This is a genomic window from Sphaerisporangium krabiense (assembly GCF_014200435.1).
Lineage (GTDB): Bacteria > Actinomycetota > Actinomycetes > Streptosporangiales > Streptosporangiaceae > Sphaerisporangium > Sphaerisporangium krabiense.
Map to the genome: position 1 here is coordinate 2,502,937 of NZ_JACHBR010000001.1, position 11,823 is coordinate 2,514,759.

At 70.1% G+C, this 11,823-nt stretch carries 14 protein-coding genes; 10 read left to right on the forward strand and 4 right to left on the reverse strand.

What is annotated here, in order from left to right; genetic code table 11:
• Positions 1-231 precede the first annotated feature (231 nt).
• From lpdA to BJ981_RS11025, 5 genes are all read left to right on the forward strand, one after another.
• On the forward strand, positions 232-1,632 hold the full coding sequence (gene lpdA, locus BJ981_RS11005) for a dihydrolipoyl dehydrogenase (RefSeq protein WP_184610494.1): 1,401 nt from the start codon (positions 232-234) through the stop codon (positions 1,630-1,632).
• 134 nt (positions 1,633-1,766) lie between these two features.
• Positions 1,767-2,288: an RICIN domain-containing protein gene (locus BJ981_RS11010; RefSeq protein ID WP_184610496.1), complete on the forward strand. Its 522-nt coding sequence runs from the start codon at positions 1,767-1,769 to the stop codon at positions 2,286-2,288.
• Positions 2,289-2,384: 96 nt separating this feature from the next.
• Positions 2,385-2,588: a DUF6203 family protein gene (locus tag BJ981_RS11015; protein ID WP_184610498.1), complete on the forward strand. Its 204-nt coding sequence runs from the start codon at positions 2,385-2,387 to the stop codon at positions 2,586-2,588.
• 244 nt (positions 2,589-2,832) lie between these two features.
• Entirely contained in the window at positions 2,833-3,456 is a 624-nt protein-coding gene (locus tag BJ981_RS11020) for a PadR family transcriptional regulator (protein ID WP_184610500.1), read from the forward strand.
• A gap of 153 nt (positions 3,457-3,609) precedes the next feature.
• Positions 3,610-4,047, forward strand: coding sequence for an SgcJ/EcaC family oxidoreductase (locus BJ981_RS11025; RefSeq protein WP_184610502.1), 438 nt, complete (start codon positions 3,610-3,612; stop codon positions 4,045-4,047).
• A 48-nt stretch (positions 4,048-4,095) separates the two neighbouring features.
• Here the strand turns inward: BJ981_RS11025 and BJ981_RS11030 are convergent, their stop codons facing one another.
• Positions 4,096-5,325, reverse strand: coding sequence for an AI-2E family transporter (locus tag BJ981_RS11030; RefSeq protein WP_184610504.1), 1,230 nt, complete (start codon positions 5,323-5,325; stop codon positions 4,096-4,098).
• Positions 5,326-5,460: 135 nt separating this feature from the next.
• The gene (locus BJ981_RS11035) at positions 5,461-5,904 is read right to left on the reverse strand and encodes a hypothetical protein (RefSeq protein ID WP_184610506.1); all 444 of its coding nucleotides are present in this window, start codon (positions 5,902-5,904) and stop codon (positions 5,461-5,463) included.
• Between the two features lie 217 nt (positions 5,905-6,121).
• Between BJ981_RS11035 and BJ981_RS11040 the strand changes: the two genes are divergently transcribed.
• On the forward strand, positions 6,122-6,655 hold the full coding sequence (locus tag BJ981_RS11040) for a peptidylprolyl isomerase (protein ID WP_184610508.1): 534 nt from the start codon (positions 6,122-6,124) through the stop codon (positions 6,653-6,655).
• 167 nt (positions 6,656-6,822) lie between these two features.
• Positions 6,823-7,704 carry a rhomboid family intramembrane serine protease gene (locus tag BJ981_RS11045; protein ID WP_184610509.1) on the forward strand — a complete coding sequence of 294 codons (882 nt, stop codon included), beginning with the start codon at positions 6,823-6,825 and terminating at the stop codon, positions 7,702-7,704.
• Between the two features lie 86 nt (positions 7,705-7,790).
• On the opposite strand, the gene BJ981_RS11050 is transcribed toward BJ981_RS11045, so the two are convergent.
• Complete coding sequence (locus BJ981_RS11050; protein WP_184610511.1) at positions 7,791-8,036, reverse strand: cell division protein CrgA; 246 nt, start codon at positions 8,034-8,036, stop codon at positions 7,791-7,793.
• Positions 8,037-8,346: 310 nt separating this feature from the next.
• Here BJ981_RS11050 and BJ981_RS11055 point away from each other — a divergent pair, with 310 nt between their 5' ends.
• From BJ981_RS11055 to BJ981_RS11065, 3 genes are read left to right on the forward strand one after another with little or no spacing between them, the layout of a single operon-like run.
• Positions 8,347-8,970, forward strand: coding sequence for a class E sortase (locus BJ981_RS11055; RefSeq protein WP_239139364.1), 624 nt, complete (start codon positions 8,347-8,349; stop codon positions 8,968-8,970).
• Positions 8,971-9,002: 32 nt separating this feature from the next.
• Positions 9,003-9,161, forward strand: a complete 159-nt coding sequence (locus tag BJ981_RS11060) for a hypothetical protein (RefSeq protein ID WP_184610513.1) — start codon at positions 9,003-9,005, stop codon at positions 9,159-9,161.
• Positions 9,158-9,730 carry an anthranilate synthase component II gene (locus BJ981_RS11065; RefSeq protein WP_184610515.1) on the forward strand — a complete coding sequence of 191 codons (573 nt, stop codon included), beginning with the start codon at positions 9,158-9,160 and terminating at the stop codon, positions 9,728-9,730. The genes BJ981_RS11060 and BJ981_RS11065 overlap by 4 nt, the downstream gene beginning before the upstream one ends.
• Before the next feature lie 183 nt (positions 9,731-9,913).
• Here the strand turns inward: BJ981_RS11065 and pknB are convergent, their stop codons facing one another.
• The gene (pknB, locus tag BJ981_RS11070) at positions 9,914-11,761 is read right to left on the reverse strand and encodes a Stk1 family PASTA domain-containing Ser/Thr kinase (RefSeq protein ID WP_184610517.1); all 1,848 of its coding nucleotides are present in this window, start codon (positions 11,759-11,761) and stop codon (positions 9,914-9,916) included.
• Positions 11,762-11,823 lie beyond the last annotated feature (62 nt).

The following is an 11,823-nucleotide window of genomic DNA, read 5'->3' on the forward strand; positions in this document are numbered from 1 at the left end:
GGCCGACAGGGGTGAAAGCCTTATGAGGATAAAGGACAAAGTCGAGGTCTCTATCGCAAACCTGGGCTTTAATCCGGAATAGCGGCTTTTCGGGGCTCTGTCCGCTGCGTGAGGATAGGGGTGCTTCGTCCGTCAGAAGCCGTCCGGCCGAGGGAACGACGGCCGGCGCGGCCCGCCCGGCGCCCGCCCCCGGTGCACCGGCACCCTTCCGGACGCCTTATGGTCCGGAGCATGAGTACTCATTATGACGTCGTGGTCGTCGGGGCCGGCCCCGGCGGGTACGTCGCCGCGATCCGGGCCGCTCAGCTGGGTCTCAGCACGGCGATCGTCGAGGAACGCTACTGGGGCGGCGTCTGCCTCAACGTGGGATGCATCCCGTCCAAGGCGCTGCTGCGCAACGCCGAACTCGCCCACATCTTCACCCACGAGGCGAAGACCTTCGGCATCCGCGTGGACGGCCAGGTCACCTTCGACTACTCCGAGGCGTTCAAGCGCAGCCGCAAGGTCGCCGACGGCCGGGTCAAGGGCGTCCACTTCCTCATGAAGAAGAACGGCATCACCGAGTACAACGGCCGGGGCACCTTCACCGACCCCAACACGTTGCAGGTGGCCGTGGCGGACGGCGGCACCGAGACGGTGACCTTCGACCACTGCATCATCGCGGCGGGCGCCACCACCAGGCTCCTGCCCGGCACCTCGCTCAGCGAGCGGGTCGTGACCTACGAGGAGCAGATCCTCAGCGACGACCTGCCCGAGAGCATCGTGATCGCCGGTGCGGGCGCGATCGGCGTGGAGTTCGCCTACGTCCTGCGTGCCTACGGCGTGAAGGTGACGATCGTGGAGTTCCTGGACCGGCTCGTGCCGCTGGAGGACGAGGAGGTCTCCGCCGAGCTGGCCAAGCGCTACAAGCGCCTCGGCGTCGAGGTGCTGACCTCCACCCGGGTCGAGTCCATCGACGACTCCGGCGACAAGGTGCGCGTGACGGTCTCGCGCGGCGGAGAGTCGCAGGTCCTGGAGGCCGACAAGGTGCTGCAGGCCATCGGCTTCCAGCCGCGCGTCGACGGCTACGGCCTGGAGAAGACCGGCGTGCGGCTGACCGACCGCGGCGCCATCGACATCGACGGCCGCTGCCGCACCAGCGTGCCGCACATCTTCGCCATCGGCGACGTCACGGCCAAGCTCATGCTCGCGCACGCGGCCGAGGCCATGGGCGTCATCGCCGCCGAGACCATCGCGGACGCCGAGACGATGGAGCTGGACTACGTCATGATCCCGCGGGCGACGTACTGCCAGCCGCAGATCGCGAGCTTCGGGTACACCGAGGCCCAGGCCCGCGAGAAGGGCTTCGAGGTCAAGGTCGCGAAGTTCCCCTTCATGGCGAACGGCAAGGCGCACGGGCTCGGGGACACCACCGGCTTCGTGAAGCTTCTCAGCGACGCCCGCCACGGCGAGATCATCGGCGGCCACCTCATCGGGCCCGAGGTCACCGAGCTGCTGCCGGAGCTCACGCTGGCCCAGCAGTGGGACCTGACGGTGAACGAGGTGGCGCGGAACGTCCACGCGCACCCGACCCTGGGCGAGGCGGTCAAGGAGGCCGTCCACGGACTCGCCGGTCACATGATCAACATGTGACGCCCCGAGGCGCCGGCGGGGTGGCCAGGCCGTTTCCCGGCCATCTCGCCGTCGTGTCGTCCCGCTCCGATCGGGTCCCGCGCGTGTAAGTTCGGCTACGGAGAGTAGTTGTGCGTGCGCGCAGAGGAGACGCGATGCGAAGGTACATCACCCGGACCGCCCGCCTGCTGAGGGCGCCGGCCGTGGTGCTCGGATGCGCGGCCGTGGTGGCGGGATCCACGGCCGGGTCCATGGCCGGGGCCGTCGCCGACGCCAAGCCCGAGCCGATTCGCAACAACGCCAACTCCAAGTGCCTGGACGCCGACCTGAACACGATCGCGCGCAACGGCACCAAGGTCCATCTCTGGCACTGCAACGGCTGGAACAACCAGAAATGGAACTACGACCGCAAGGCGCACACCATCCGCAGCCAGTACAACGGCCGGTGCCTGGACGCCGACCTGAACGGCATCGCCGACAACGGCACCAAGGTGCAGCTCTGGGACTGCAACGGCTGGAGCAACCAGAAGTGGATCTACGACGCCGTCAGCCACACGATCTACAGCCTCTACAACGGCCGGTGCCTGGACGCCGACCTCGGCGGCATCGGCAGTAACGGCACGAAGGTCCAGCTGTGGGAGTGCAACGGATGGGCCAACCAGAAATGGACGCTGTGAGCGCCCCCTCGCGGGCCGTCCCCCCGGCCGTGCCGATGGCATGGCCTCCTCGCATGCGGGTAGTGGGGTGCCGGATGCCCGGAAAGGGGAGGAGCCGTGAAAAGAATCCTGCAACTCCTGGTGACCCGCTGGCTCGCGCGTACGCCGGTCGGCCTGGTCATCCTCGGTGTCGGCTGGTGGCTCACGCGCAGGCGGCGCGCCGGCAAGGCCGCGCCACCGCAGGATGTCCCGCGCGAGCCCGGCCGCGGATCCCGCGATCCTTACGCCCGGACGGCCCCCTCGCGGCGCGGGCGCGGGTAGCCTCCGCCGTTCTCCCCGGCGGGCCGCCGTCGCGTGCCGCGCGCCGGCCCCCGCCGAAGGCCGGCCACTTACCCCGCCGCCCTGGCGTACTCCGCCCCGGGAAGGCACTGCCACGTCTTTTACCCGCCTGGCCCCCGGACGGCCCTGAAGCCCGCCGTCCGGGGGTTTTCTCGTCTCCAGTGGACAGGCATCTTCCAATAGTGCAAACTGCCATAAGGAAGTTCGCACCACGAAGGAGACGGCGATGGCACGCCGCAGGGCCGACCGCGACCTGACGTCGCTCACGGTGCTCGCGCTGCTCTCCGTACGCCCGAGCCACCCCTACGAGCTGCACCGGTTCATCGTCGAGACCCACAAGGACTACGTCACCGGCCTCCCCCGCAGCCTCTACCACGCCGTCGACCGGCTGGTCGCGGAGGAGCTGATCGGTCCGGTGGAGACGACCCGCGAGGGCCGCCGCCCCGAGCGCACGGTGTACGAGATCACGGCCGAGGGGCGGGCGGAGCTGGGCAGCCGCCTCAAGCGCCTGCTGGAGGACCCCGAGTCCGACGGCCGGGCGTTCGTGGCGGCGATCTCGCTGGTGGGGTGCCTGTCCCCCGAGGAGGCCCGCCGCGCCCTGCGGACCCGCGCCGCCACCCTGGAGGGCATGGTCGTCGCCCAGGACGCCTACATCTCCGGCCTCACCGCGACCGGCCTGCCGCCGATCCTCCTGCTGGAGGTCGAATGCGTCAGGGCGCTGCGCGCGGCCGAGCTCGACTGGGTGCGCGGCGTGCTCGCGCGCCTGGAGTCGGGGGAGCTCGGCTGGACCGGCGCGCTCAAGTCCGGCCTGCTGGACGACCTGCTGGGCGAGGAGCGGCCGCCCGCGTGAAAGAGACCGCCGGCCGGGTGCGCCAACACCCGGCCGGCGGCCGTAACCCGAACAGATCCGCGAAGGCGGCCGTCCAGGGTCACCCGGCCTCCAAGGATAGGCGCCCCCGCGGATCGATCCCGTGCCCTGAGGGGCCTTTCCGAGGAGAGATCCATGACCGAGACGGCCACCGCCGAGATCCACGACCTGCTGCGCCGCATGACCGACGCCTGGAACGCCGGGGACGCGCGCGCCTACGCCGGGCAGTTCACCGAGGACGCCGACTACATCACGTTCTTCGGCATGCGCATGACCGGCCGCGAGGCCATCGAGCAGTCGCACCGGGCCCTCTTCGAGGGGCCGCTGAAGGGCGTCAAGCTGACGGGGAGCGCCTCCGGGCCCGCCGCGCCGTCGATCCGGTTCCTGCGGCCGGACGTCGCGGTCGTGATCGCCTCGGGCGGCTCCACGCTGGACGGCCGCCCCGCGCCGGAACGCGACTCGATCATCTCGCTCACCGCCGTGCGTGAGCCGGACGCGTGGCGGTTCGCCGCCTTCCAGAACACCCGCGCGGCGAGCCCGGAGCAACTGCGGGCCATGGGCGGAGCACGGTGAGGACGACGGCTCTGGCCGGGCGCCGCCCGGCCAGAGCCGTCACCGGCCTCACAGCCGTTCCTGGCGGGGTACCACGACCTCCCTGACCAGGAGCAGGATCGCGGCGGCCAGGGGGATGCCGAGCAGGGCGCCGACGATGCCGAGCAGTGCCCCGCCGAGCAGCGCGCCGATGATCGTGGCGATGGGCGGCACGTCCACCGAGGACTTGAACACCCGCGGCGAGATCATGTAGTTCTCGATCTGCTGGTAGACCACGAAGAAGATCACGCACGCGATGCCGGCCTGCATCGAGGTCAGGAACCCCACCCCCGAGGCGACCGCCGCGCCGAGCACCGCCCCCACCATCGGGATGAGGTCGGTCACCGCCACGAAGATCGCCAGCGGCAGCGCGTACGGCACCTTCAGCACGGCCAGGAAGATGTACGTCACCACGCCGGCGATCAGCGAGATGATCAGGTTCCCCGCGACGTACCCGCCGATCTGCTTGATGATCTCGTCGCTGAGCAGCCGCACCCGCGTGCGGCGGGAGCGCGGGACGAGCCGGTAGCCCGTCTCCTTGATCGAGTTCAGCGAGCCGAGGAAGTAGAGGGTCAGCACCAGCACCGTGAGGCCACTGAACAGCGCGCTGATCACGACGCTCGCCACGCCCAGCAGCCCGCCGAACATCTGGCTCGCCAGGTCGCCGCTGGTGACGTACTGCTGGAGCTTCTCCAGGAGCTGGTAGCGCTCGTCCACCGAGCGGATCATCGGGTGGTTCTGGAGTTGCTGGACGTACTCGGGCAGGTGCTGGACGAAGCCCGTCGTCTGCTCGGTGAGCGGGGGGACGATGGCCAGGCCGAACACCACGAAGAACGCGATGACGGCGCCGAACACGATCGCGATCGCCGTCCGCCGGGACAGGTTCCTGCGCTGCAGCCACTCCACGGCGGGGTTCAGGCCGATGGCGAGGAACAGCGAGACGATGATGAGGACGAGCGCCGAGCCGGCGCTCGCGATGGCCTGGACGAGCAGCCACGCGGTCAGCACGCCGAGCGCGGCGGTCAGGCCGAACAGGAAGGGGTTGCTCCGCAGCGGGCGTCCAGGGCGCCCGAACGGATTCTCGTCGCGGTCGTCCACCTCGCGCGCGGAGGCGCGTGGCGGGGCGTCGTCGCGCGGCGCGGGATCGGGGGTGCGCGCGGAGGCGGCGGCGGTGTCGCCGCCGCTCGGCGCGGGGCCGGCCGGGAACGGGGGAAAGACGCTGGAGATCTCGGCGCGGTCGGAACTGCCAGTCTCGGACACGCGACTCCGCTTCCCCGTAGGGCACGGGGTAGTCGCACCTTCGCCCTGATAAAGCCCGAAAAATCCTGATCTATCCCCTCAACGCACCCGCCCCCCGGAGTGGTCGTCCGGGGGGCGGGTGCGGGGGCCAAGCGATCAGTAAATGCGGCGCGAGCTCTCTTCGGTCGTCGCACCGGTCTCCTCGGCGGCGCCCGTCGGCTCCGCTCGCTCTCCGGACCACCTGCTGGCGTCGGCCGAGGTGTCCTTCATCGAGTCGGCCCACTGACGGGCGTTGTTGCGGTAAAGGACGATGCCCACCGCGCACGCGGCGAAGCCCGCGAGCAGCGCGATCGTCGACCACCGCCCCCGGCCGCGGCGCCGGAGCGTCGGCGACGGGTCGATGGCCTCCGCGGCCTGGGTGAGGAACTGGCTCACCTTGGGCGCGATCTGCTCCTCGACGGAATGGGCGGCGCGGTCCAGCATCGGCGCGGCCCAGACCCGGGCATCCTCGATACGGTGCGAGGCGACGTCACGCGCGTTGCTCGCCACCGGGCGGACCTGTTCGGCCGTCCGCCTGGCCTGGGTCTTGATCCGACCCATCCGCGTCTCCGGTAGAACCATGGTGACGCGGCGTTTTCTCATTGTCAGGGACACGATAGCCTCCCCTGTCCTTGGGGCCCCGCAGGCTCACCTTCCCGAACGATGGCGGCTCAATCCTGAGGCGGCATGGGAGGATGCCGGGTAGGCCAATGCGCCATAGTCCTGAAAACACCACAGAACAAACCCATAAAAGGGCATCGAAGGGGGCAGTCCTCTCGTGGCTGAGAATCTCATCGCCAAGCTCCGCACCAGTCTCGGAGACATCAAACTCCGTCTCTTCCCTGACCACGCGCCGAAGACCGTGCGCAACTTCGTCGAACTCGCCGAGGGCACCCGCGAGTGGACCCATCCCGAGACCGGGCAGAAGTCCAACGACCGGCTCTACGACGGCACGATCTTCCACCGGGTGATCCAGGGGTTCATGATCCAGGGCGGCGACCCGCTCGGCCAGGGCATCGGCGGCCCCGGCTACGACTTCGACGACGAGATCCACCCGGACCTCCAGTTCAACCGGCCGTACCTGCTGGCCATGGCCAACGCGGGCAAGCGGTTCGGACGCGGCACGAACGGCTCGCAGTTCTTCATCACCGTCGTGCCCACGCCGCACCTCAACACCAAGCACACCATCTTCGGCGAGGTGATCGAGGGCCACGAGGTCGTCGACGCGATCTCCAAGACCCCGACCCGGCAGGAGCGGCCCCTCACCGACGTCGTGCTGCAGGAGGTCGTCATCGAGCGCGTGCAGTCCTGACGCGTTCCGGCGCGAGCGCGTGGGGGGCGGGCCGGCCGGCCGGTCCCCCCGCGCCGCGGGCCGTTTTCGCGTGGTTCTCCAGGTGTAACGGCGCGGGGCGCTCGAACGGCTGCATAGGGTGGCAGTCTGTGGAGTAAGCGCACCGGCGAAGGGGCCGCGAACAGGCGATGACCACTCAGCCCGACCACCCGAATCCGGCGGACCGGCCCCAGGGGCCGGAGCGGCCCGATCCGAACACCAGCGACGCGCTCCCGATGTGCTACCGCCATCCGGACCGCGAGACCTACGTGCGCTGCCAGCGCTGCGACCGCTCCATCTGCCCGGACTGCATGCGCGCCGCCGCGGTGGGCCACCAGTGCCCCGAGTGCGTGCGCGACGGCAACAAGACCGTACGCCGCGCCGAGGCGGCCTTCGGCGGCAGGCCCGTCACCACCCCGGTGGTGACCTGGGCCCTCCTGGCGATCAACGTGCTCGCCTACCTCGGCGAGGTCATCAACGCGCCGGCGGTCCTCGACCGGTTCATGATGTCGGCCGACCACGTCGCGGCCGGGGAGTGGTGGCGGCTGTTCACCAGCGCCTTCCTGCACGCCGAGCCGCCGTCGTACTGGCACATCCTCTTCAACATGTGGGCGCTGTTCGCCATCGGCCCGCAACTGGAGAAGATCCTCGGCTCGCTGCGGTTCGCCGCCGTCTACCTGCTGTCGGCGCTCGGCGGCTCCATGGCCGTCTACCTCTTCGGCAGCTACGCCGTCGGAGCCTCGGGCGCGATCTACGGCCTGTTCGGGGCGATGTTCGTGATCTCGCGCCGCATGGGCTACGACGTGCGCGGGGTGCTGTGGCTCATCGGCATCAACGTCGTGCTGACGTTCGTGGTGCCGGGCATCAGCTGGCAGGGCCACCTCGGCGGGCTCGTGGCGGGAGCGGTGGTGACCGCGTTGTTCGCCTACGCGCCCGCCCGGAGCCGCAAGGCGTTCCAGCTCGCGACCGTCGCCGGAATGCTCGTGGTGTACCTGGCCATCCTCATGGCGGTGCCGCCGCTGGCCGCCTGACCGGAGGGCGGGCTGCTTCCCCAGGTTGTGGATAAAGCCTGTGGAAAAAGTCCGCCCCCGTCGGCGAACAGCCGCTCAGGACGGGCTCACCGCCAGCGGGTGGACAGCACCACGCCGAAGATGATGAAGACGAACCCGGCGAGAAGGTTCCAGTTGCCCAGCGTGACGATACCTGGCAGATCCGGCGCGATGTAGAAGAGCGCGATCCACAGGATGCCGATGATCCATGACGCGACCATGACCGGTGCCAGCCACCGAGGGCTCACCTTCACCTGCTGCGACTTCTGGGGCGGGGTGTAGACCGCCTTCTTGCGAGTGTGAGACTTGGGCACGGCAGCTCTCCTGGTGGGGACCCGCGCAGGTGGCGCGGGCTCTGGCGCCAGCCGGTTCGCTGGCATACGAGGTCCGGAGCAAGCCTAGTCGGCGCGGGCGCGAACGGCGATTCCTAAGTGAACAAGCTTTCGTTCAGAGGTGCCGGAAATTCTTGATCGGCCCCGGCCGCCCCGGGCAAAGAGGCGGTCAAGCAGCCGTCGGTCTCCCGGCGCGCGCCACCCCTCGCCGATACTCTGGCGGCGCAGGGCGCACCGGGGCGCCCGGTCACCTCCCGGGAGGGGGCAGGCCGCCCGCGGCCACCGAGACGCCATGAGAATGCTGCTGCGCACGTGCGGCGAGCTCAGCGTCACCGGCGGCCTGGTCATGCTGCTGTTCTGCGCCTACCTGCTGTGGGGCACCAGCTCCTACACCGAGTGGTACCAGAGCCTGCTGAAACGCCGGCTCCTGGAGACCTCCAAGGTCGTCCACCACGGCGGCAAGCTCTCCAAGATCGACCTAGGCGACGCCGTCGCGCTCATCCGCATCCCCCGCCTCGGCCGCGACTACGAGTACGCCGTCCTCGAAGGCGTCACCGCCGAGGACCTGCGCCGGGGGCCGGGCCACTACCCGGGGACGGCGCGGCCGGGCGCGGTCGGCAACTTCGTCCTGTCCGGGCACCGCACCACCTACGCCGCCCCCTTCAACAGGATCGACGAGCTGCGCCGCGGCGACGAGATCGTGGTCGAGGCCCCCGAGGCGCGCTACACCTACCGCGTCTCCGGCAAGTCCGTCGTTGACCCCTCCCAGGTCGAGGTCATCGCGCCCGTGCCCGGCCATCCCGGCCGCAGGCCCAGCGAGGCGATGATCACCCTCACCACGTGCCACCCCGAGTACTCGGCCCGGCAGCGTCTCGTCGTCTACGGCGTCCTGGCGGGCACGCGGGAGCGGCGGTAGACCCGGCGTCTCCACCCGAGCGAGGAGGACCCATGTACGGATGGCTCTGGCGCGTGATCCCCGGCGGCACCCTGGTCAAGCTGGCCACGGTGCTGGCGCTGACCGGTTGCGCGGGGGTCGTACTCTGGTATGTCGTGTTCCCGATGCTGGAGCCCCACGTGCCACTCGACCGGGCGACCGTAGGCCGATGACCCGCGTGCTCGTCGTGGACAACCATGACAGCTTCGTCCACACGATCGTGCAGTACCTCCGCCGGCTGGGCGCCGACTGCGACGTCCGGCCACGCGACCATGTCCGGGTACGCGACGCCGAGAGCTACGACGGCGTGGTGATCAGCCCCGGCCCCGGCACGCCGGAGGCCGCGGGCGTCAGCGTGCCCCTGGTGAACTACTGCGTCCTGCGCGACGTCCCCCTGCTCGGCGTCTGCCTCGGGCACCAGGCCATCGCGGTGGCCGAGGGCGGCGTCGTCGCCCGGGCGCCCGAGCTGATGCACGGGCGCACCAGCGCCGTCTCCCACGACGGCAAGGGGGTGTTCGCGGGCCTCCCGTCGCCGGTGACCATGACGCGCTACCACTCGCTGGCCGTGGTCCCGGAGACGATGCCCGAGGTCCTGGAGGTGAGCGCGGTCAGCGAGACCGGGGTCGTCATGGGGCTTCGCCACCGGCTGGCGCGGGTCGAGGGCGTGCAGTTCCACCCCGAGTCCGTGCTCTCGGAACACGGCCACGAACTTTTCCGAAATTGGCTCACACAGATCGTGTAACGCCGGGGGGCCTCAGGACGACTAACCGGTTGAGGGTCTCCGCCGTCGCCCCCGAGCGGCGGAGACCCTCTTCTCATGTCCGCCCCTGAAGTCCTGAACACGCCCGGCGGACGCCTTCCTGCCCTCTGACACGCGAAGGCCCCTCCCGGTCCGGGAGGGGCCTTTCTGGCGGCGTGCGGGGCCTCAGTTGCTGAACTCGTCCGACGGAGGCTCGGTGATCGGCGGATCCTCGGTCGGGGTGTCCTCCGTGGGCTCATCGGTCGGGAACGGGTCATCGGTGGGCTGCTCGGTCGGCGTGGCCTCCTCGGGCGGCCCGGACGACACGACCAGCGTGATCGTCATGCCCGGGTTCAGCTTCGCGCCCGCCTGCGGGCTCTGGCTGATGACGTTGCCCTCCGGCACGTCGGCGCTCGGCTGACGCACCGTCCTGACCTTGAGGTTCTCGGCCTGCAGGGCCGACTTCGCGTCCGCGAGGGTCTGGCCGGTGACGTCCGGCACGGTGACCTGCTGCTTGGGCACGTAGATCTTGACGATGCTCTCCGCGTCGACCTTCTCGCCCTCGGCCGGCTTGGACTGGAACACCTTGCCCTGTTCCTTGCTGGACACGATGGTCACGACCTGGGCCTTCAGCTTGTTGGCCTCCAGCGTGCTCGTGGCCTCCTCGATGCTCAGGCCCACCAGGCGCGGCACGGTGACCTGCGGGGCGCCCTTGGAGACCTGCAGCGTGACCTCGGAGTTCTTCGCGACCTTGGTGCCGCTTTCCGGGTCGGTCGCGATGACCGTCCCCTTCTCGACGTCGGAGTTGAACTCCTCGACGACCTTGACCTTCAGGCCCTGCGCCTCCAGCGCGCTCTTCGCGCCCTTGAGGGTCTGCCCGGCCACCGCCGGGATCTGCACCTCGCCGCCCGCCTCGTTCGAGCCGGGCGAACTGAGGAAGGCGTAGCCGATGCCGATGAACGCGCCGATGACCAGCAGCGGGATGAGGATCCACGCGGCGATCGCCAGCCCGCTGGTCTTGGAGCCGCGGCGGCGCTCGTACCGGCCGCCCGCCTGCGTCGGGGCGTACTCGTACGGCGGGACGGCGGTCGTGCGCTGGGTGGCGGGGCCGCCGGCGGGCGTGGCCAGCGTGCGGGTCTGCTGGCCGGTGTAGTTGTTGTTGGTCATCGCCATCGTGTGCGCGGCGTCGACCGGCATGCCCGACATGGCCCGCTGGATGTCCGCGCGCATCTCGGCCGCGCTCTGGTAGCGGTGCGCGGGGTCCTTCGCCATCGCCTTGAGCACGATGGCGTCGGCCCACTGGGGGATCTCCGGGTCGATCTGCGACGGCGGGATCGGGTCCTCCCGCACGTGCTGGTAGGCGATGGCCACCGGGGAGTCGCCGGTGAAGGGCGGCTGTCCGGTGAGCAGCTCGTACAGCACGCAGCCCGTGGAGTAGATGTCGCTGCGGGCGTCCACGCGCTCGCCCCTGGCCTGCTCAGGCGAGAGGTACTGCGCGGTGCCGATGACCTGCGCGGTCTGGGTCATCGTGGCGGCGGAGTCGGCCATCGCGCGGGCGATGCCGAAGTCCATCACCTTGACGTCGCCCGCCAGCGTGATCATCACGTTGGCCGGCTTGATGTCGCGGTGCACGATGCCGCCGCGGTGGCTGTAGTCCAGCGCCCGCAGGATGCCGTCCACGAGCTCGATCGCGCGCTCGGGCAGCAGGCGGCGGTCCTGCCGGAGCAGGTCGCGCAGCGTGCGCCCGTCGACGAACTCCATGACGATGTAGGGCACGGGGGTGCCGTCGGTCGTGTCCTCGCCGGTGTCGTACACCGCGACGATCGACGGGTGGTTCAAGGACGCCGCGGACTGCGCCTCACGCCGGAAACGGGCCTGGAAGATGTGGTCTCTCGCCAGGTCGGAACGGAGCGTCTTGATCGCGACGACACGGTCCAGCCGGATGTCCCGCGCGCGATAGACCTCGGCCATGCCGCCGCGGCCGACGACTCCGTCGAGCTCATAGCGGCCACCGAGTAGCCGAGGCTGAGTCATTTCCTGCACTGTCCCTTGCCGTTCATCTTGGGTACCGGCCCGCGGTGCGGCTGCCGGTGTCC